At 64.1% G+C, this 21,036-nt stretch carries 17 protein-coding genes; 10 read left to right on the top strand and 7 right to left on the bottom strand.

Going from position 1 to position 21,036, the window contains the following annotated elements:
• Window positions 1–145: 145 nt before the first annotated feature.
• On the bottom strand, window positions 146–415 hold the full coding sequence (locus tag ACNJYD_RS04680; protein WP_439365532.1) for a hypothetical protein: 270 nt from the start codon (window positions 413–415) through the stop codon (window positions 146–148).
• A gap of 284 nt (window positions 416–699) precedes the next feature.
• Here ACNJYD_RS04680 and ACNJYD_RS04685 point away from each other — a divergent pair, with 284 nt between their 5' ends.
• Window positions 700–1,038: a hypothetical protein gene (locus tag ACNJYD_RS04685; protein ID WP_439365533.1), complete on the top strand. Its 339-nt coding sequence runs from the start codon at window positions 700–702 to the stop codon at window positions 1,036–1,038.
• Between the two features lie 42 nt (window positions 1,039–1,080).
• Here ACNJYD_RS04685 and ACNJYD_RS04690 read toward each other — a convergent pair whose 3' ends face one another.
• Complete coding sequence (locus tag ACNJYD_RS04690) at window positions 1,081–1,566, bottom strand: hypothetical protein (RefSeq protein ID WP_439365534.1); 486 nt, start codon at window positions 1,564–1,566, stop codon at window positions 1,081–1,083.
• Between the two features lie 374 nt (window positions 1,567–1,940).
• On the opposite strand from ACNJYD_RS04690, the gene ACNJYD_RS04695 reads away from it, so the two are divergent.
• Window positions 1,941–2,198 (top strand): hypothetical protein, encoded by a 258-nt coding sequence (locus ACNJYD_RS04695; protein ID WP_439365535.1) that lies wholly within the window; start codon window positions 1,941–1,943, stop codon window positions 2,196–2,198.
• An 830-nt stretch (window positions 2,199–3,028) separates the two neighbouring features.
• Here the strand turns inward: ACNJYD_RS04695 and ACNJYD_RS04700 are convergent.
• Both ACNJYD_RS04700 and ACNJYD_RS04705 read right to left on the bottom strand, forming a co-directional pair.
• The gene (locus tag ACNJYD_RS04700) at window positions 3,029–3,886 is read right to left on the bottom strand and encodes an HD domain-containing protein (protein ID WP_439365536.1); all 858 of its coding nucleotides are present in this window, start codon (window positions 3,884–3,886) and stop codon (window positions 3,029–3,031) included.
• A gap of 625 nt (window positions 3,887–4,511) precedes the next feature.
• Window positions 4,512–6,533, bottom strand: a complete 2,022-nt coding sequence (locus ACNJYD_RS04705; protein WP_439365537.1) for a YgiQ family radical SAM protein — start codon at window positions 6,531–6,533, stop codon at window positions 4,512–4,514.
• A 224-nt stretch (window positions 6,534–6,757) separates the two neighbouring features.
• Here ACNJYD_RS04705 and ACNJYD_RS04710 point away from each other — a divergent pair, with 224 nt between their 5' ends.
• Window positions 6,758–6,895 carry a hypothetical protein gene (locus ACNJYD_RS04710; RefSeq protein ID WP_172784656.1) on the top strand — a complete coding sequence of 46 codons (138 nt, stop codon included), beginning with the start codon at window positions 6,758–6,760 and terminating at the stop codon, window positions 6,893–6,895.
• Here ACNJYD_RS04710 and ACNJYD_RS04715 read toward each other — a convergent pair.
• Together ACNJYD_RS04715 and ACNJYD_RS04720 are read right to left on the bottom strand one after the other, a co-directional pair.
• Complete coding sequence (locus tag ACNJYD_RS04715; protein ID WP_439365538.1) at window positions 6,892–7,566, bottom strand: GntR family transcriptional regulator; 675 nt, start codon at window positions 7,564–7,566, stop codon at window positions 6,892–6,894. The two genes, ACNJYD_RS04710 and ACNJYD_RS04715, sit on opposite strands and share 4 nt — an antisense overlap.
• Window positions 7,567–7,573: 7 nt before the next feature.
• Window positions 7,574–8,986 (bottom strand): FAD-binding oxidoreductase, encoded by a 1,413-nt coding sequence (locus tag ACNJYD_RS04720; RefSeq protein WP_439365539.1) that lies wholly within the window; start codon window positions 8,984–8,986, stop codon window positions 7,574–7,576.
• A gap of 178 nt (window positions 8,987–9,164) precedes the next feature.
• On the opposite strand from ACNJYD_RS04720, the gene ACNJYD_RS04725 reads away from it, so the two are divergent.
• The 7 genes from ACNJYD_RS04725 to ACNJYD_RS04755 all read left to right on the top strand — a co-directional run bounded on the left by ACNJYD_RS04725 (window position 9,165) and on the right by ACNJYD_RS04755 (window position 19,082).
• The gene (locus ACNJYD_RS04725; protein ID WP_439365540.1) at window positions 9,165–10,049 is read left to right on the top strand and encodes a dihydrodipicolinate synthase family protein; all 885 of its coding nucleotides are present in this window, start codon (window positions 9,165–9,167) and stop codon (window positions 10,047–10,049) included.
• Window positions 10,050–10,253: 204 nt separating this feature from the next.
• Window positions 10,254–12,593 (top strand): TonB-dependent siderophore receptor, encoded by a 2,340-nt coding sequence (locus ACNJYD_RS04730; protein ID WP_439367410.1) that lies wholly within the window; start codon window positions 10,254–10,256, stop codon window positions 12,591–12,593.
• Window positions 12,594–12,595: 2 nt separating this feature from the next.
• The gene (locus ACNJYD_RS04735; RefSeq protein WP_439365541.1) at window positions 12,596–13,816 is read left to right on the top strand and encodes a PepSY-associated TM helix domain-containing protein; all 1,221 of its coding nucleotides are present in this window, start codon (window positions 12,596–12,598) and stop codon (window positions 13,814–13,816) included.
• A 76-nt stretch (window positions 13,817–13,892) separates the two neighbouring features.
• Entirely contained in the window at window positions 13,893–15,125 is a 1,233-nt protein-coding gene (locus ACNJYD_RS04740) for a rhodanese-like domain-containing protein (protein WP_439365542.1), read from the top strand.
• A gap of 124 nt (window positions 15,126–15,249) precedes the next feature.
• Window positions 15,250–16,494, top strand: a complete 1,245-nt coding sequence (gene serA, locus ACNJYD_RS04745) for a phosphoglycerate dehydrogenase (protein WP_439365543.1) — start codon at window positions 15,250–15,252, stop codon at window positions 16,492–16,494.
• A gap of 110 nt (window positions 16,495–16,604) precedes the next feature.
• The gene (locus ACNJYD_RS04750; protein ID WP_439365544.1) at window positions 16,605–17,624 is read left to right on the top strand and encodes a patatin-like phospholipase family protein; all 1,020 of its coding nucleotides are present in this window, start codon (window positions 16,605–16,607) and stop codon (window positions 17,622–17,624) included.
• A gap of 3 nt (window positions 17,625–17,627) precedes the next feature.
• Window positions 17,628–19,082, top strand: coding sequence for a GntP family permease (locus ACNJYD_RS04755; protein ID WP_439365545.1), 1,455 nt, complete (start codon window positions 17,628–17,630; stop codon window positions 19,080–19,082).
• A gap of 196 nt (window positions 19,083–19,278) precedes the next feature.
• Here ACNJYD_RS04755 and ACNJYD_RS04760 read toward each other — a convergent pair whose 3' ends face one another.
• Window positions 19,279–21,000: an ATP-dependent Clp protease adaptor ClpS gene (locus ACNJYD_RS04760; protein WP_439365546.1), complete on the bottom strand. Its 1,722-nt coding sequence runs from the start codon at window positions 20,998–21,000 to the stop codon at window positions 19,279–19,281.
• Window positions 21,001–21,036 lie beyond the last annotated feature (36 nt).

The raw sequence follows: 21,036 nt of genomic DNA on the forward strand, positions 1-21,036 counted from the left end.
TGTTGTTGATTGATAACCCTTGTGCACGTAATCGTGCATAAGTACTTCATAACAATCGCGAGTTTAGTCGTGACCGCCTCATGCCCATGTAATAAAATGGCAACACCCAAGCGATATCCGACACGGAGCGTGCGGGTCACAGCGCTCATTCGTTGTCAGGAAGCGGCGCGGATTCGGCGGAATCCTCCTGCCCTTCCGAAAGCCACTGGTGAACTTGACTGGACGGGATATGCCGCCGCGGCAGATACGGATTGATCGTTCCCGTCGATACAATCAGCCCTTCCTCGACCTTTGAGCGCGCAAAGATCTTGGCTTCGCCTTCGGTTGCGAATGTTCTGGTTTCGCGCGGGCTTCGCCTTTTTGCGCGCAGGTTGCGCGGACGACTTTCAAAAGTGACATACCAGGCTGGCGTCATCTCACGGGAACTCCGAACGCGCAGTTTCGCGAAACTGGCCAACGAGCGCACTTGGTCTGCGGCGTGCTGCCGTGGACGCGCACTTACCCGCGAACGCGCTCACGTGGACTTGCGCCCTCACGCGACTGATTCCGGCCTACGCCAGTGTGCCCGCTGCCGGTTTGATTTAGGTCAACGGTTATCCCGCACTGAATCGTTCGATTGGAAGTCGGCACTCGAACCGTAAGGATAAGCACAATGATGCGACCAGTCGCCATTGTGGGCTTCGCTGTACAGGAGCGAACATGAAAGCAGTTTCGTTCGGCGCACTCAGTCTTGGATTGCTTGGGCTTTCCGCTGAGGTGCTCGCCGCCCCGTGCTCGTCCTACTACATTTCGGAAGTCACGGTTGTATCCGCGGTCGACACCGAGGCCGGGCGTGTGCAGACTTTTGTTGGATTTGGAGCATCAAGGGAGGAGGCCGAGAAGAACGCCCTGGGATCCTGCTCGCACATTCAGCTCGACCTCCAGACATGCATCGATTCGGATCGCCTCCTCGCTCGTAATGCACCTTCGGATGAGCCTCTCGGTTCGCTTCACACGAAGTACGCGAAGGCGGTGAAGCGCATCACGGGCTGCGATTAGTTCGATCGCAAATCGGTCCCAGAGTAGAGACGTCGCGCAGGGTCATGGCGATTTCCCTTTCTGCCCTGCGACGACCGTGATCAGTCGCATGACATCATCGACACTTTCCCGCACGCCCTGAAGCTTTCCACTCGCGAAACCAAGTTCGGCATTTGCGCCCGGAATTCGATCTTCAAACCTGACGGTCGTTACTTGTGACACGTTGATGTGGATGAGCTTGCCGTTCGGTTCAGTCAGTTTGATCCAGGACATTTCGCCGCGATGTAATGTCATGATCAACTGCATGACCTCATCGACATTCTCCCGGACGCCTTGAGATTTCCCGCTTGCGAGACCTAGTTCGGCGTTAGCACCTGAAATATGCGTGTCAGATCGGACGAAGGTCACCTGCGCAATGTTGATGTGAACCGGCTTTCCACTAGGCTCGGTTAGTTCGAGAGAGCCTAGCGGGTTCGACCGCTGCGCCCGGGCTGAGTGCGACCATGCTGTCGCGCCGCAGATCAAGCCAAGAAAATCCCGTCGCAGCATCCCGCGCCCCCAGGATTAGAGTGCAACAGTGTAGCCTGCCACGCCCAGCGACAGGAAGACGTCGGAGTCGGAAGGCCTCGCGATTTTCGATAACTCCCCACCTTCCCTGCGGGCCATTTCCAGCATCCGGCATTGTCGCTGGGCCTGCCGAGGAGCAGGACAGCGCCGCGCGGTCTTCGGAAGTAGCCTCGGCTGCCCAGTGTGCACCGATGGGACAATATTGGTGTCTGTCCTTTCGCAAGTCTCCGACATCGCAAATCGGCCTCAGGGCTTGACCTGGATCAACGGCGGCTATGCATCGGCAGCCTCACAATGTCAGGCGCTGATCGCAGCCGACGGCATGCGATCAAGCCTCGTGAGATCAGGAGGCGCCGATGCTGCAGTTTCCCCCTCTTACAAAACTTGCATTCGCGGGTCTCGCATGCAGCGCGTTGCTGGGAATTGCGGGCGCAACGTTCAGCAGCAAGCCGGCAGGTGCGGTCGTGTACTGCACGTACGTCGGCTATCCCGCCGGTTGCGTTGCGCGCGCGGGAGTGGTGCTGAGGCCCCGACCGGTGGCTCGCGCTGCGGTCCGTCATAATGTCGGTGGCAATGCAAATGGCGGCGTCAATCGCATTGGGGCTGGTCGCTAAGGCGAAGCAGGATGGTTGAGCGCAACTCGCGCTCAGGCCGAAGATGGCAGGGTCTTACGACGAGCAATCTGCTCCCGGGAGGGCCCGGCCTTTGTCAACGTGTCGCGCATTGAGCCCGAGTAGTTTGAGGGTGCGGAGCGACAGATGCCTTTGTTGGCCTATTTCCGCAACGTCGGCGCCGTGTTGCTCGCGCTGCTGTTGATCGCGGGTTTCTATCTGCCAACCTCGCCCGTCGCCCAAAGAGCGGCAGCTAGTCCGCCTGTCATACACATCCACTCGGAGCGGAAATTACCCGCGCTCGTCGTCTTCGATACAACACAGGCGAGTCTTGCGGCGCCGACACCTGCGCCATGGGACACGAACCCTCCGGCGCCGCCTGGCACTGTACCGGCCGGTCCTAATAATGATGCCAGAGTGCGCGACGCATTTGCGCGGCTGCCTCTGCCCGGGTCGCATCGCGCAGCATCGCTTGAACAGCGGAAGCGACAACCGAGCAGGAAATATGCTGGAAGGCGGCATGCGGAGCCGCCGATCCTTCTGGCGGCGCGGCAAGGACCGGCTGCTTGGTTTGGCTTTAGATATTGGTGACGATCTGTCGCCGAGTCCGGTCCGCTTTGGGTCAAACGTGAAGAACTCAGGTTGAGCTAATCTGGTCCGCTCTGGTTCAATGAGCGGACTACCGACCGCCGAGGTGCAACTTCGCCGATGGGCCAGGAGCAAACGCGCCGAACACCGGGACCCGACTGGAGCCACCGTCTAAGTCAGCTATTGTCGGTTCTGAGCGTCGGAGAATTGATCGGGATCCACTCGAAATCACGCTATTGGAACGCCTACAGTTCCGGACCAGAAAGTCCGACCTCTCGCTCAGCACGCAGGACATTCCCATAGAGACTGCCGATCCATTGTCTTCCGCTCGAGGTTACATTCAAATAGCGGACGGCAGTTTGGATGTGCGGTGCGACCTTGGTCCAGTAGAACTGAGGATATTTGTACACCACGTCCGCGGGCGTGGTGTATCCGAGCGATTTGTTGAGTCCTATCTCCTCGAACTCGTAGAACAGCGCATTTGATTTCTTCATGTAGTTCGGATCGCCGAGCTGACCGATCAGATCGGCGGCGCGAAGCAATAAACCCTCCTCTTCGTCAAGATCATCCTTGAGTTCATTCGCTGATGCGTCTGCATAAGGAAAACGAGTGTATTCGATGGCTCGAGCAACGCGAGCGGCGTCAATTTCGTCAACTGCGTCAAGACGCTCCACGGTGAATAATTTTGAGCGGTCGACATGATAGGGCGCAAGCGCTGCATCGGAGGAGCCGACTGGCAATTCAACCGTTCGGCCAGTACCATCAACCACATAGGCACCGTCCTGGTCTCCGTGAACTATTCCCCGAACGTAGCCGATGTCGTGAAGCAGGCACGCCAGGATGAAGTGAGCATAGTCGCTAGCCGTCGTTGGCCTAAGAAGGGAGCGCCCGATCAGGATGTCGTGTCCCACCAGTGTGACCAACAAGGTGTGTTCGACGTTGTGGTAGAGTGCATCGCTGTTACCAATACATTCCAGGGCCAGCTTTGCTGCATAGGGGAGCAATTCCGGCAAGCTGGCGTGGGACCAGCCGAAGCGACCACTTGTCTCCGAGATCAGGAACGCACCGAGCGCCTGAGACGTCAGTTCTGGGATTGTTATCATGAGCAATCTCTCACTTTGGTGCCGAACCTTCAGAAGGCCTTCTGCAGGTTCGGGAGGGAGAGGACGACCGAAGTAGTGTGAAGCCAAAGCATGGGTGATAGTTGACTTGGATCAACAGCAGCGACGCCGGACTACGCGTGTGCCCAGTAGCGACTTTCGACCCCACGCGACTTCGTAGATGGGCCACAAGCCGCGAGCACCTCGTGCGTGGTCCGGCCAGGGCAAAGCCGGCAGCGGGTATCACAGGCTCTTGCTGGGCTGCCGATGATCAAGCGGAGCGCGGCCGCTGGAACGGATTGCGCGGACGACGCGGTCGTGAGCTCGAAGACGCTGGCACTGAGCAACGTACGTGGCATCCGATCCCGGTCCTTCCGATGCTGTCATTCTGCTCCTGTTTTGCCCGACGAAGCAACCGTTTCGTAAAATCAGCAGAATGCGCAGCGGTTGTTCGAAAAGATCGTGCTCAATCAACAGGCTAAGGCGAGGTCACGCCTCATTCGATCGTGTGCCGCGCCAAGCCGTTGATTTTGCTGTCCCCGCCTACTGTGCATGGGGTTGTTTTCGAACTTTTTGTTTGCGAGCGCACGAAAGCGCAACCGAACCGCGCCTGATCCGGCCTCGCGCGCTACTTCATCACCCGCAGGCCCTTGGTCGTGAACTTCTGCGTCCTGCCTCCGGGCCGCATTGGACGCTTCGTGCCGGCGGCCTTGCCGGTGCCGGGCGGCTGGTGCGCAGGCACGAGCTGGTGGGGCTGTGCGCCGATCAGGTCGCGGCGGCCCATCTCGATCAGGGCCTCGCGCAGCAGCGGCCAATTGTCGGGGTCGTGGTAGCGCAGGAACGCCTTGTGCAGGCGGCGCTGGCGCAGGCCCTTGATCGCCTCGACCTTGTCGCTGCCGCCGTGGCGCACGCCGCGCAAGGGGTTGACGCCGGTGTGGTACATCGCGGTCGCGGTCGCCATCGGCGAGGGCAGGAAGGTCTGCACCTGGTCGGCGCGATAGCGGTTCTTCTTCAGCCACAGCGCGAGGTTCACCATGTCCTCGTCGGTCGTGCCCGGATGCGCCGCGATGAAATAGGGGATCAGGTAATATTTCTTGCCGGCGCGTTTGGCCGCTTCATCGAACATCCGCTTGAACTTGTTGTAGGCGCCGATGCCCGGCTTCATCATCTTGTCGAGCGGACCGCGCTCGGTATGTTCAGGCGCGATCTTCAAGTAACCGCCGACGTGATGGGTGACGAGCTCCTTGATGTATTCGGGGCTCTCGACCGCGAGGTCGTAGCGCACGCCGGAGGCGACCATCACCTTCTTGATGCCTTTGGTCTCGCGCACCTTGCGATAGAGCCGGATCAGATCGTCATGCGAGGTGTTGAGGTTCGGGCAGATCTCCGGGAAGACGCAGGACGGCCGGCGGCAGGCGGCCTCGACCTTCGGGTCCTTGCAAGCCATCCGGTACATGTTGGCGGTGGGGCCGCCGATGTCGGAGATGACGCCGGTGAAGCCGGGCGTCTTGTCGCGGATGCGCTCGATCTCGCGCAGGATCGAGCCCTCCGAGCGGTTCTGGATGATGCGGCCCTCGTGCTCGGTGATCGAGCAGAAGGTGCAGCCGCCGAAGCAGCCGCGCATGATCGTCACCGAGAATTTGATCATCTCCCAGGCGGGGATACGTGCCTCGCCATAGGACGGATGCGGCGCGCGCGCGTAGGGCAGATCGTAGACCGCGTCCATCTCTTCCGTGGTCAGCGGGATCGGCGGCGGGTTGAGCCAGAGATCGCGGTCGCCGTGGCGCTGCACCAGCGGCCGCGCATTGCCGGGATTGCTTTCCCGGTGCAGCACGCGCGAGGCGCGCGCATAGGCTTCCTTGTCCTGCTCGACCTGCTCCAGCGCCGGCAGGCGGATCACGGTTAAGCCCTTCTGGCGCGATGCGCCCTCGTCGGCGGAATCGAGATCGTCGGCGTGCAGCTCGGTGTAGCCGTCCGGGACCTTGCGGAACAGCGCCACGCCCCTGATATCGTCGAACGTGCGCGGTGCTTCCCCGGCGGCGAGCCGGTGCGCCACCTCGACTACGGCACGCTCGGCATTGCCGTAGAGCAAGAGATCCGCCTTGGCGTCCGCCAGCACCGAGCGGCGCACCTTGTCGGACCAGTAATCGTAATGCGCGATCCGGCGCAGCGAGGCCTCGATGCCGCCGAGCACGATCGGCACGTCCTTGAACGCCTCGCGGCAGCGTTGGGCGTAGACGACGGTCGACCGGTCCGGCCGCTTGCCGCCTTCGCCGCCCGCCGTATAGGCATCATCGCTGCGGATGCGTCGGTCCGCAGTGTAGCGGTTCACCATGGAATCCATGTTGCCGCCGGTGACGCCGAAGAACACCTTTGGCTTGCCGAGCGCCCTGAACGGCTCGGCCGAATGCCAGTCGGGCTGCGCGATGATGCCGACCCGAAAACCCTGCGCCTCGAGCAGGCGGCCGATGATGGCCATGCCGAAGCTGGGATGGTCGACATAGGCATCCCCGGTCACCAGCACGATGTCGCAGGCGTCCCAGCCGAGCGCATCCATCTCGGCGCGGCTCATGGGGAGGAACGGCGCCGGCTTGCGCGGGCGGGCCTGGGCCATCAGCGGCCTTTCGGCGGTGATCATCTGGGTGTCCATGGCGCCTACGCATAGGGCGAGGGGCGGGCGAATTCAACCGCTCGCTGTCCGGTGATGCGGTTCCGGCGCCGGTCGGACCGGCCGCAGGAACCAACCGTGCCCGCGTGCATTCTGGTTACGGGTTCGACGCGGGCCCGGGTTGCGCGCGCCTCCATCGTTTCGGCGTCCGTGACGTCGCCTCTGGCGATGGGGGAATCGTGGGTACGGTCATAGAGAACTTGCTGATGCGGAAGCAGAAGCTGGTGGAGCAGCTGGAAGCGGCGCCGTCGGTGGAGGATCGCGACAGAATCGAGCATCAGCTGGAGCAGATCAACACCGCGCTGGATTTTCTGGACAGGCCGGGGTCGAAGGAGGAGCGCTAGACGCGCTCATCCACCTTCAGCGCCTTGGCGTAGACGATTCCCGAATTCGTGATGTGCGTGGTCATCAATTCGCCGAAGGCGACGAAATCGCCGCGTGCGAACAAATCGAGCAGCTTGCGGTGCTCGTCGAAGGAGGTGCGGGTGCGCACGTCGATCGGCGAGGTCAAATTGGTGCGGAGGGCGGCGACGCGGCCGGAGACGAGCTGATAGGATTCGGCGAGATAGCGGTTGCCGCAATGGGCGAACAGCGCCTCGTGAAACGCGGTGTCGGCGCGGCCATAGGCGATGTTGTACTTTGCCGCGACGGCCGGCTCCATCGCCGCGATCGCGGCGCTCATGGTCGCAAGTGTGCCGTCGCGGTCGTGGCGGAAGGCGAGCTCGGCGGCCTTGGGCTCCAGCGCGATGCGGAAGGTGCAGAGCGAATTGATGTCGTCCGCACTCGGCGTGAAGACGAAGCTGCCGACCTGCGGCCGGATCACGACGAGCCCCTGCGCCTGCAGCTGGCCCATCGCCTCGCGCACCGGCGTGCGGCTGACGCCGAAGGAATTGGCCACCATCTCCTCGGAGATGGCCGCTCCAAGCGCGAACTCGCCGTCGATGATGGCCTGGCGCAGCCGCTGCATCACCCGCTGCGACAGCGATTTCGGCGTATCGAGCTTGAGCGATCGCATGGTGCGCTCAGATCACCTTGCCGGGATTGAGCAGGTGACCGGGGTCGAGCGCCGCCTTGAGCGTCCGCATCAGCGCGATCTCGGCCTCGCTCCTGGCATGGCCCAGCCATTGCTTCTTCAACGTGCCGATGCCGTGCTCGGCGGAGACGCTGCCGCCGAGCTCGCGGACGAGGCCGTAGATGATCGCGTCCATCTCCTCCTTCGGCTGCTGCGCGACGGATAGGCCCGCGACCCAGGAGACGAGATGCAGATTGCCGTCGCCGATATGGCCGTAATAGACGCTCTCGCAGCCCTTGATGCCGGAAGCGAGCGCCGCCTTGCAGCGTGTGACGAACTCGTCCATCCGCGCCACCGCAAGGCCGATGTCATAGGAGATGTGCGGGCCGAGCACTTGGCCGAACTCGGCGCAGATGTCGCGCACGCGCCAGAAGGCTTGCGTCTGCGCCAGCGACTGCGCCACCGCGGCATCCGCCAGCAGCCCGCGGTCCATCAGCTCCTCGAGCCAGCTCTGGAAGCGCGGCGCATCGACGCTCTCGTCGGTGCCCTGCGCTTCCACCAGCACGTAGAGACCGTGGCCTGCGGCGACCGGCGGCTTCACGCCGGCGCGCGCCGTGATCACGTCCCAATAATCCGGCCACATCACCTCGAAGGCGGACAGCAGCGGACCGAGCCCCGAACGCGCCGCATCGAGCAGCGCGATCACGGCCGGGTAATCCTTCAGCGCGCACAGCGCGGCCATGGTCGAGCGCGGCTTCGGAAACAGCTTCAGCACGACGCGGGTGATGATGCCGAGCGTGCCTTCCGAGCCGATGAACAGATGCTTCAGATCGTAGCCGGCATTGTTCTTCATCAGCTTGTTGAGGCTGGTGATGATGGTGCCGTCGGGCAGCACCACTTCGAGGCCAAGCACCAGCTCGCGCGTCATGCCGTAGCGGATCACGCGGTTGCCGCCGGCATTGGTCGAGAGATTGCCGCCGATCGCGCAGGAGCCGCGCGAGCCGAGATCGAGCGGAAAGAAGAAGCCGGCCTCGTCCGCCGCCTTCTGGATCGTCTCCAGCGGCGTGCCCGCCTTCACCGTCATCGTCGCGGAGGCGCGATCGATCTCCTCGATGCCGGTCATGCGCTCCAGCGAGATCGCGACCCAGCCCGCTTCCGGCGAAGCGCCGCGGCACAGGCCGGTCAAGCCGCCCTGCGGCACGAATGGCAGATGCGCCTGCCGGCAGGTCGCAATCGCATCGGCAACGCCCCGCGCGTCGACGGGGCGGATCACCGCCAGCGGCGTCTGCGGCAGGCTCGCGCTCCAGTCGTTGCAATTGCGCGCCGGCACATCGGTGCCAACGAGCACCGCGGCCGCGCCGAGCCTGTCGCGCAACGCGCCGAGCAATTGGTCGGGATGCTCAATGGGGCTCACCATGTTCATGCGAGACCTCCTTTAGGATTCGACTGCGCCGCATGCGCGCCGCGACGTGGAAAGGGTTTGCACCCGTCTTGTATGTAAGGTACAAGATGGAAAGTAAAGCAAAAACAAGGCTTCGCCCCGCAGAGAAGATCGTTTGGGATCAGAGGCTTAGCTGGCGGCCGCAACAAGGGGTGGTGTGATGACGGAGGCGATTCGCGGGTTCTGGGTGGCGTCGGCGACGCCGCTGGCAGCGGACGGCAGCGTGGACGCCGCAAAGCTGGCAGCTCACGCCAAGCAGCTGTTCAGCAAGGGCGTTGACGGCGTCGTGCTGTTCGGCACCACCGGCGAAGGCACTTCGTTCAATGCCGCCGAACGCGTTGCGACCGTTGAAGCCGTCCTCAAGGCCGGTGTGGCGCCGGAGCGCATCGGAATCGGCGGCGGCTTTCCCGCCATCAGCGACAGCATCGCGCTGACGCGCGCCGCGCTCGGGCTCGGCCTGCGCCACGTTCTGTTGCTGCCGCCCTATTTCGACCGCAGCGTCACAGCCGAAGGCATCGAGGACGCCTTCGCTGCGATCATTGACGGCGTCGGCGACGATCGCCTGCGCGCCTATCTTTATCACATCCCGCAGATCTCGGGCGTTGCGATCCCGACCCATGTCGCTGCGAACTTGCGCAAACGTTACGGCAGGGTGGTCGCCGGTCTGAAAGACTCCAGCGGCGACTTCAAGCAGTTCCAAGCGTTCCGTGCCGCCGCGCCGGAGCTTGCCATCACCGTCGGCAACGAAGCCGATATCACCCGCGCGATCGCCGCCGGCGGCGCCGGCACCATCTGCGGCATGGCCAACATTGCGCCGGAGCTGGTCAAGGCGATGGTTGACGGCAAGGACGTCGAAGCGCGCATGCAGGCGGCGATCGACATCGTGGTGAAGTCGCCGTCTTTCCTCACGACGCTGAAGGCGATCCTTGCGGCGCAGACCGGCGATGCAAGCTGGCTGCGCGTGCGACCGCCGCTCCGCGCCTTGGCCGACGGCACCGCGCTCAAGCAGAAGCTTGACGAACTGGTGGCGCCCGCCATCGCGTGAGATCGCGCTGGCGTCCCGACACGTTGCCGCGAAATTCGCGTGCAGCGTGTCGCCATCGCTGCGGGGGCAATCGGTGATTGTTGCCCCGCGCCTCACGGTGCTTAGAACGATTCAACAATAGAGCGATTCAAGCTCGGCTACGGTTCTCTTCGATTGCGGCGACTGTTACAGGCGCACACTTCAACGTTCTTGACTTGAAGTGGAATCAAAGTGCGTGCCTTCGTGGATGGCTGCGTCAGCGGCCATCGAACCCGTGCCGGCAAGAGCCGAGCAGGTCTTCTCATCGGTGCGGCCGTGCTGCTTGCCGAAAGCCCCTCCAACACCACGAGCGCTCAGGCGCAATCGGCTCTGCCGCCGGTGACGGTTGAAGCGCCGGCGCTGCGGCCGAAGCCGGCCCGTGCATCGGATCAGTCTTCACGTCGCAACCAAGCCGTCGTGCGCCGCCAGCCCAGTCGCAATCCCGCACCCGCGGCGCCGACCTTGTCGGAGCGCGCCGCCGCCGAAGCCGCCGCGCAACAGGCGGCCAAGCTCGGCTATCGTGCAATGCCGAGCGCGACCACGCTGCGCAGCGGCGCCTCGCCGCTCGACACCTCGCAGTCCGTCAACATCGTTCCTGCGCAAGTGTTGAAGGACCAGCTGCCGCGCAACATCGACGACGCTCTGGTCAATATATCCGGCATCACCCAGACCAACACGCTCGCCGGCACCCAGGACGCCGTGATCCGCCGCGGCTTCGGCGACAACCGCGACGGCTCGATCATGCGCAACGGCATGCCGCTGGTGCAGGGCCGCAGCCTCAATGCCGCGGTCGAGAGCGTCGAAGTGCTGAAGGGCCCGGCCTCGCTGCTCTACGGCATCATGGATCCCGGCGGCATCGTCAACACCATCAGCAAGCGGCCCGAGCTTTATCAGCACGGCTCGGTCACGCTGCTCGGCTCGACCTACGCCAACAACCGCAACGGAGCGGACGGTACGCTCGACATCACCGGTCCGATCGGCGACGGCGGTCTCGCCTATCGTTTCATCGGTTACGGCGTCAGCGAAGATTATTGGCGCAATTTCGGCCGTCACCGCGAGATGCTGGTGAACCCCTCGCTGGCTTGGTACGGCGACACCACGACGGTCCAGCTCACCTATGAGCACCGCGAGTTCATCTATCCGTTCGACCGCGGCACCGCTTTCGTCAACGGCGCGCCGCTGGCGATCCCGAAGACTCGCCGGCTCGACGAGCCCTTCAACAACATGTGGGGCACCTCCGACCTGATCCAGGGCTCGGTCGAGCAGAAGCTGGACGACAATTGGAAGGTCACGGCGGCCTACAGCTACAACACCGAGACCTACAGCGCCAATCAGCTTCGCATCACCGGCGTCAACGCCAAGTCCGGCGTCGAGACCCGCAGCAACGACGGCACCAGGAACTCGCTGAGCAACGCCAGCTACGGCACCTCCTATCTGCAGGGTGACGTCTGGGTGGGTGGCTTCCGCAACGAGATCCTGTTCGGGGGCGAGGCGCTGTATCGCACGATCGACCGCCACGATTTGATCCGCCAGGCGACCCCGAGCTTCAATTTTTACAACCCCGTTTACGGATTGATCACACCGGGAACGACCGTTTCGGCAACGGACAGCGAGCAGACCGACAAGCTCGGCACCCGTGGCTTCTTCGCCCAGGACACGTTCCACGTGACCAGCTGGCTGTCGGTGGTCGGCGGCGTGCGCTGGATGGAATACGAGCAGCTCGCGGGAAGAGGCCGGCCTGTGTTCGTCACCAACACCAATCTGTCGGGCGACAAGGTGCTGCCGCTCGGCGGCGTCATCTTCAAGCTGAACGATCAGCTGTCCTACTATGTGAGCTACACGCAGTCGCTGAAACCGACCTCGACCATCGCGCCCTTCACCGGTGCTCCCATCGGCTTCGTCGTCGACTCCACCATTCTGCCCGAAGAGGGCACCCAATGGGAGACTGGCGTCAAGTTCGATGTCAACAAGCGGCTGTCCGGCACTCTTGCGGTCTACGATATCGAGAAGAAGAACGTGCTGGTCTCCGACCCTTTTACTAGCGGTACGGTCTTGGTACGAACGTCCGCGAAGGCGCGGTCGCGCGGCGTCGAGTTGGACGTGACCGGCAAGCTGAGCGATCAGTGGAGCATGATCGGAAGCTACGGCTATACCGATGCCCGCCTGGAGAACGATCCCATCAACGGCAACGCCAAGTTGCTGAATGCTGCGATGAACACGGCTTCGCTCTATCTCGTCTACGATTTCGGCGATACGCTCCCCGGACGCCTGCGGCTCGGCGGCGGCGCGCACTATGTCGGTGACCGGCCGGGCGACTCCGCCAACAAGTTCTTCTTGCCGGCTTATACCGTCGCAGATGTCTTTGCGACTTACGACACAGAGATCGACAATCTGCCGGTGACCTACCAGTTCAACATCAAGAATCTGTTCGACAAGGTCTACTATACCTCCAGCACCGGAAACGCGCTCAATGTTGCTATCGGCGACGCGCGGCGCTTCTCGCTCTCGGCAACGGTGAAGTTCTAGCGATGGCAGTGCGGCCGGGGCACATGATCAAAGCTGTCCTGCTCCAGGTCCATTCCATCGCGGGCCTGGTGCTCGCGCTGCTGCTCGCCCTGATCGCGCTAACTGGCGCGATCATGAGTTTCGAGGACGAGATCGTCGATCATCTCAACGCCGGCATCATGCACGTAGCACCGCGCGAGATGCCGGCGCTGATGCCGGACGAGCTGGTCGCGCGGCTGATGGCGGGGCAGGATTTCGGCCAAGTCTCGGGTCAAGTCTCGGGTCAGGTCTCGGCCGTCATGCTGTCGAGCGATCCGGCCGCCGCCGTGCGCATCCGCTTCGCGCGCGACGAGCAGGGCGCGCGGCCGAACTCGCTCTATGTCGATCCCTATGATGCGCGCGTGCTGGGTGCGCCGCGTGGCGAGGCGTTTTTCGCGACGGTTCGGAAGCTGCATCGCTGGCTGCTGATCCCCGGCGATGCCAAGGGCTGGGGCCGCCAGATCACCGGTGTGGCCGCGCTCGGCCTGATCGTCATGCTGGTCTCGGGTCTCGTGCTGCGCTGGCCACGTCGCGCGCGCAGCGTGAAGATGTGGCTCAAGCCCAATCTCGGTCTCAGCGGGCGCGGGCTGCATCGCTCGCTGCATGCGGTCATCGGCACCTGGGTGCTTCCGGTCTATCTGGTGATGACGCTGACGGGCCTGTGGTACTCGTTCGACTGGTACAAGGACGGCGTCGTCTGGCTGCTGTCGCGTCCAGAAGTCTCTGCTGCGAAGATGCAGCCAAAAATGTCTGCGAAGGCGCCGCGTGCGGCGGCCCGTTCCGAGCCGACCCGGCCGATCGGGTTCGACCTGGCATGGACGACGTTCCGGCGTGAGGAGGGCGACCACTTTGCCAGGGCTCTGCTGACGCTGCCGCCCAGCCCCGGCACGGTGATACGGATCCGGTCGTGGGGAAGGGATTCGGCGCTCGACACCACGCGCGACGAGTTCCGGATCGATGCCGTCACCGGTCAGGTCGCCTCCGCCGAACGTTATTCCGACAAGACGTTCGGCGAGAAGATCATCGCCAACGTGCTCGATATCCATCGCGGCGCTGTCCTGGGCTGGCCCGGCAAGCTCGCCTTCATGATTGCCGCGGCCCTGATGCCGCTGTTCTCGGTCACCGGCATTTTGCTCTATCTGTCGCGCCCCAAGCTGCGGCGCCCGGCGCAGGCGCCGCAGGGCCGGCTCGTTCCGGGCGAGTGAGCTGCTGCCGAAGAGGCTAGCCAACACCTCGACAATCGTTCAAAAGCCCGTGGCACGTCCTTGTCAGGTTCACGCCATGAAGCTTCCCACCGTTACCCCCGCCGATATCCGCCGCGCCTTGCTCTTGCGCAAAGAGATCGCGCTGCTCGATCTCCGATACGAGGCGGCCTTTGCCACCGGCCATCCGCTGTTCGCCGCAAACATGGCTGCGGACCGGATTGCAGTTGAGGCCGAGGTGCGGCTGCCGCGCAAGGACGTTGCGATCGTGCTCTATGATGACGGCGAGGGGCTGGTCGCGACCGGTGCCGAACGTCTGGCTGCACTCGGCTACACCAATGTCAGCGCACTCGACGGCGGGCTGACGGCGTGGCGCGATGCGGGCTTCGAGGTGTTCGAGGACGTCAATTCCTATTCCAAGGCCTTCGGCGAACTGGTCGAGTCGCGTCGTCACACGCCCTCGCTCAGCGCCGACGAGGTGGCAAAGCTGATCGCCGACAAGGCCAACATCGCCATTCTCGACGTCCGCCGCTTCGACGAATACGCGACCATGAACATCCCGGGCTCGGTCAGCGTCCCCGGCGCGGAGCTGGTGCTGCGGGCAGGGCAGGCCGCGCCCGATCCCGACACCACCATCATCGTCAATTGCGCCGGCCGCACCCGCTCCATCATCGGCACCCAGTCCCTGATCAATGCCGGCGTGCCCAACAAGGTGCGGGCGCTGCGCAACGGCACGATCGGCTGGACGCTGGCGCGGCACGCGCTCAATCACGACGCCGACAGGCGCGGCGCGATCGGCCCGTTCGAGGGCGGGCCGGCCAAAGCCCGCGACGTCGCCTATCGCGCCGGTGTCCGTCATATCGGCGCGAACGAGATGGCGGCGCTGGTCGCAGAGACCGATCGCACGCTGTATCGCTTCGACGTGCGCGATGCCGAGGACTATGCGGCCGGGCATCTCCCCGGCTTCCGCCACTATCCCGGCGGCCAGCTCGTGCAGGAAACCGACATGGCCGCACCGGTGCGCGGCGCGCGCATCCTCCTGACCGACGACCGATGCGTCCGCGCTGACATGACGGCGTCCTGGCTGGCGCAGATGGGCTGGGAGGTCTATGTGCTCGAGGGCGGCTATGACGGAGCGCTGGAAATCGGTCCATCGCTGGTGATGCCGAAGCCTGATCCGGCCCACCGCTACCGCCGTCCTTATGAAGGCACCGATGTGGCCGAAGCTGCGATGCAGGCCTATCTCGATTGGGAATACGGCCTCGTCGAGCAGCTCCGCCGCGACGCCACGCACGGGTTCTATGTGATTTGACCGAGATCTGGGATGCCAAGCGCACCCATCGCCTCGCCATCTTCTCCCCGTATCCAAGCCCTATTGTGCTGCGTATCGCCCGCGGTCTATGAGCTGCGGCAAAGCTGCCATTTACGGAGATTCCATGTCCGCCCCAGGCCAAAGCCCTGAGCGAAGCGCCAAGGCGCTGCTGCTCGAAGGCGTCAATGATAGCGCTGTCGATCTTTTCAGAAGCGCGGGCTTCACCAATGTCGAAAGGCTGACCAAAGCGCTGGACGGCGCGGATCTGCGGCGCGCGCTCGAGGGCGTGTCGCTGCTCGGCATCCGTTCGCGCACCCAGATCACCGATGAGGTGCTGGGGGCGGCCGACCAGCTTCTCGCTGTCGGCTGCTTCAGCGTCGGCACCAACCAGGTCGATCTTTCGGCGGCGCGCAAGCGCGGTATTCCCGTCTTCAACGCGCCGTTCTCCAATACGCGCAGCGTCGCCGAGCTCGTCATCGGCGAGATCGTGATGCTGCTGCGGCGGATCTTTCCGCGCTCGGTGTCGGCGCATTCCGGGGGCTGGGACAAGTCGGCGGCCGGCAGCCGCGAGGTGCGCGGCCGCACGCTCGGCATCGTCGGCTACGGCAATATCGGCTCGCAGCTTTCGACCTTGGCCGAAGCCATGGGCATGCGCGTGATCTATTTCGACCGCACCGACAAGCTTCGCCATGGCAACACCGAGCCGGTCGAGAAGCTGGAAGAGCTGCTGGCGCAGAGCGATGTCGTCAGCCTGCACGTGCCGGAGACGCCGGAGACCGCGGGCATGATCGGCGAGAAGGAGCTGCGGGCGATGAAATCAGGCTCGTTCCTGATCAACAACAGCCGTGGCACCGTCGTCGATCTCGATGCGCTGGCGCGTGCCTTGCGCGATGGCCATCTCGCCGGTGCCGCCGTCGACGTCTTTCCCGTCGAGCCCTCGTCGAACGCCGATCGTTTCAACAGCCCCATTCAGGGCATCGAGAACGTCATCCTCACCCCTCATATCGGCGGCTCCACCGAAGAGGCGCAGGAGCGGATCGGCGGCGAGGTCGCGCGCAAGCTGGTCGACTATTTCATCACCGGCTCGACCATGGGCGCGGTGAACTTCCCGGAAGTGCAGTTGCACTTGCGTCCCTCCGGCGCGCGCTTCAGCCATGTCCATCGCAACGTGCCGGGCATGCTGCGGCGGCTGAACGAGGTCTTCCTCCAGCGCGACATCAACATCGCCGCGCAATATCTGGAGACCGCCGGCGATCTCGGCTACGTCGTGCTCGACGCCGATCTCGGTGGTCAGGACTCGGCGGCGCTGCTCCAGCAGATCCGCGCGCTCGACGGCACGGTCGGTGCGCGGCTGGTATTCGAGCACTAGACTGCCACCACGTTCCGGTTGCATTGTGCGGCCACTGCTCCCACACTGCGGTCGAATTCGACGTGTTCCAATCAGGTCGAATTTGAGCTTCAGTTGCGTGAGTGTCCGCCATGGAACGGGACGCCGTACTGATTGATCTCGCGCTTCAGGGCGGCGGTTCGCACGGCGCCTTCTCCTGGGGTGTGCTTGATCGCCTGCTGGAGGAAAACTGGCTCAGCATCGCCGCAATCTCCGGAACCTCCGCAGGCGCGATGAATGCGGCGGTGCTGGCGGACGGCTGGACCGCCGGCGGCGCCGAGGGCGCGCGTGAGGCGCTCGACCAATACTGGCGCCGTGTTTCGAAGGCTGCGGCCTTCAGCCCGCTGCAACGCTCGCCGCTCGACCGCTTCATGGGGCGCTGGACGCTCGACACTTCGCCCTTCTACATCCTGACCGATTTGATGTCGCGCGTGCTGTCGCCCTACGATCTCAATCCGACCGGCTACAATCCGCTGCGTGCGGTGCTGGCCGAGAGCATCGATTTCGAACGCCTCGTGGGCTCGCCGATCCAGCTGTTCATCACCGCGACGCGGGTGCGCACAGGGCGCGGCCGCATCTTCCGCAACGCGGAGATCACGGCGGATGTGCTGCTGGCATCGGCCTGCCTGCCGACTATGTTCCGCGCCATCGAGATCGACGGCGAGCCCTATTGGGACGGCGGCTTCGCCGGTAACCCGACGATCACGCCGCTGGTCCGCGAAAGCGACGCGCACGACACCATCCTCGTCCAGATCAATCCGACCGAGCGGCTGGAGGCGCCGCGGACGGCCGCGGAGATCCTCAACCGGCTCAACGAAATCTCCTTCAACTCGCCGCTGATGAAGGAGCTGCGCATGATCGCGCTGCTGCGGCAGGCGGCCGATCCCGGCAGCGGCGAGGGCGCGCGCTGGGCCAAGATGCGGACGCACCGGGTCAAGAGCGACATGCTGGCGAAGTTCGGGGCGTCCTCGAAGCTCAACGCGGAATGGGAATTCGTCTCGATGCTGCGCGCCGAGGGGCGCATGGCCGCAGACGCCTTCCTCGCCGAGCATGGTGCCGACATCGGCCGTCGTTCGACCGCCGATCTCGACGTCCTCCTGTCGGAGTGTTGAGGCATGGGTCTCCTCGGCCTCCTCGTCGGGCTCGCTCTGCTGGTCCTGTTCGCCTTCCGCGGCTGGAGCGTCCTGCTGCTCGCGCCGTTCGCCGCACTCGTTGCGGCGCTGTTCGGCGGTGAGCCGCTGCTCGCCAACCTGACCCAGGTGTTCATGGTCAACGCAGCGGGATTTCTGGCGCAGTTCTTCCCGATCTTTCTGCTTGGCGCCGTCTTCGGCAAGTTGATGGACGACAGCGGGGCGGTGACGTCCGTCGCCGGCTTCATGGCGGAGCGCCTCGGCGAGCGGCGCGTGATCCTGGCGGTCGTGCTTGCCGGCGCGCTGGTCACCTATGGCGGCGTCAGCCTGTTCGTAGCGTTCTTCGTCATCGTTCCCATGGCCCGTTCGCTGTTTCGCGCAGCTTCGATTCCGCGTCGCCTGATCCCGGCTGCGATCGTGCTGGGGACGTCGACCTTCACGATGTCGGCCCTGCCGGGCACGCCGTCGATCCAGAATGCGATCCCGATGCCGTTCTTCGGCACGACGCCGTTTGCGGCGCCGGGCCTGGGCATCGTCGCCTCCCTCATCATGCTCGGCGCGGGATTGTGGTGGCTGCATCGCGCCGAAGCGTCGGCGCGCCGCACCGGAGAAGGCTACGGCGATGACGTTGAGGACTCGGCCGAGCGCGCAGCCGCCGACGAGCTCGTGCGCGAGCGCGCGACGACCGCCCGCGAGTTCGACCCGGCGGAGCTACAGCACGGTCATCGCAGCAAGCGGCCTTCGCCGGTGCTGAATGCCATCGCGCCGCCGGTCGTCGTCGTGACTGTCAATCTCTTGATGTCGCTCCTGGTGTTGCCGCGGCTCGATGTCAGCTATCTCGCCGAGCAACGCTTTGGAGATACCACGCTTGCAGCTGTTGCAGGCGTCTGGTCGGTCGCGGTTGCGCTGGCTGCCGCCATCGCCACCACCATCGCGCTGAACTGGGCGCGCCTGCCGGCGCTGCGCCGGACCATGGACGCCGGGGCCAATGCGTCGGTCCTGCCCGCGTTCAGCGTCGCCAGCCTCGTCGGGTTCGGCGCCGTCGTCGCCTCGCTGCCGGCATTCACGATCGTGCGCGACTGGGTGCTGGCGATCGAGGGCGGACCGCTGGTCTCGCTCGCCGTCGCGACCAACATCCTGGCCGCGCTGACCGGGTCGGCGTCGGGCGGCCTCACCATCGCCCTGGACGCTCTCGGCCCGACCTATGTCGAACTTGCCGCTCGCAACGGCATCGACCTTGCGTTGATGCATCGCGTGGCGGTGATCGGCGCGGGAACGCTGGACATCCTGCCGCACAATGGTGCGGTGGTCAGCCTGCTCGCGATCTGCGGCCTGACTCACCGCGACAGCTATTTCGACATCGTCATGGTGGGCATCGTGACCTCGCTCCTGGCGCTGGTGGCCGTGATTGCCCTGGGCAGTGCGCTGGGGTCGTTCTGACGGAAAGCCGGCGTCAGCGATTGACGGACGGGCGAAGGTTGCACGCGTTCCCTGTCGTCCGCGCGCTGCCACTGTGCCGCTGGCCGGCCTGGCCGCACTACAAGTCGGGACCGGTGACGGAGGCGTCGAGCTATTTCTGCGCGCAGTGACCCTTCACCTCTCCCCGCGAAGACGCGGAGAGGGAGACATGCTCCGCTCATCCCGCCGCCATCGCCTGCGCGCCGCCGAGCAGTCGCGCATTGAGCCGGCCGCCGGAGAACAGCATGTCATCGAGGGCTTCGTCGATATCGGCGGAAATGACGGAATTGCCGCCATCGCGCGCGAGCCTCGCTTGTGCCAGGCGCCGCATCAATTCCTTGATGAATGCGCAACTCGTGCCTTCGCTGCGCCTGGCGGCTTCGGCGACGACGGCGTCGTCGAGTGGCAGTCCCTTGCCATAGAGCCGGACCAGTTTGTTGCGGCCGGTCTCGTCGGGAAGCGGCACTTCGATGGCCTGATCTATGCGACCGGGGCGGCCCGCTAGGGCGCCTTCGAGTTGCTGAGGCCGATTTGTTGTCAGCACGAACAGGATGTCAGCGTCCTGCTTCAAGCCATCCATCTCGTTAAGTAATCGGTTGAGCAGCGGTTCTTCGCAGCCGCTCATGTTCTCGCGCTGCCGCGCGATGAGATCGACGTCTTCGATCACAACCATGGCCGGTTGCAGGAGGCGAGCGAGATTCATATAGGCGCCGAGCAGGCCGATTTGCTCCGCTGTGATGATCAGCGTCGTATGACCGGGCAGATGGGCCGCGAGATAGCGGATGGTGTGAGTCTTGCCCGTGCCGGGTGGGCCGTAGAGTAAGATACCCTTCCGGGTCGACTGTCCGAGGCGGCGCAGCACGTCCCGCGTGCCCACGAAGTTCAGGACGTTACGATCAAGTAGCCGTAACGTCTGTTCAGGCAGGATCACCTCGTCACGACTGACGGAAGGAAGCCGGTGCACTGTGATCCCGCGCGAGCGCCCACGGTAGTCGGAATCGGCATCGAGAGAGAGAATCTTGCCACGGTAGGTGCGCGCGGCCTGAACGGCGTCCTCCAGCGCGCTGAAGCACTGCTGGACAAGCGCTGAGCCTGCGGCCCCGGCCGGCGCCATGATTTCGATCCGCACGCCGACCTCGCGGCTGTATTCACGATGAATGGCCAGAAGCACCGCGTAGCGGAGACCAGCGGTTGCGCAAAGCCAAAGACCATTGTCGAGGCACTTGGCTGGTGTCGGTTCGCCGATATCGACGTCGTTGTACTGAAGCGGTGCGATCGTCGCCGCGAAACCGTCGTTCTGCATCAATCTCGACATGGATAGCGTCTCGTAGCGGCGGTCCTCGGCGATACCGAATAGCCGGACCGGAGACGCAAATAATCGGTCGATGGCGGCCTGGACGTCTGCCCGCATGTGGCCAGGAAATTGGCGTACCGTGGTCACCAGCTGACTCCGCGGCACATCGGCGAAGTGCCAATTCAAGACACCGAACGTGTAATTGAACTCCTCCGAGGGGAGGTCCCGCGATGCGCTTGCTGCTGCGAGTACGCAATCGGCGCACAGCCACACCGTGCGGTCCACCAATTGTGCTTCCGACTGCGCGATCGGTCGGCCGCAAAGCTCGCAGCAGGGCCTCGCCGTTTCGCTTGTGATCAGGAGTGGGTGGCCGGCGGCAGCGACACGACGCCTTGCAGATTCCAGCAGGGCGCCTGCGACCGGTGGTGGGTAGGGACCGCAGGCTGCCGCGCCATGCCTCTCCATGTCGGCAATCACGGAGGCGGCTTCACTTTCCGACTTGCCGAAGACGCGACGCAACAGGTCAACGATGAATTCACGCGGAGTATCTTCGTCAGCATGCAGCACGAGCTGAGCCGGCACGGCCTCGACCTGAGTATCGCTCATGAAGTGTCCCCTTGAGCAACCTATAATTGATATGAA

It is taken from the genome of Bradyrhizobium sp. SPXBL-02 (assembly GCF_051853065.1).
Classification (GTDB): domain Bacteria; phylum Pseudomonadota; class Alphaproteobacteria; order Rhizobiales; family Xanthobacteraceae; genus Bradyrhizobium.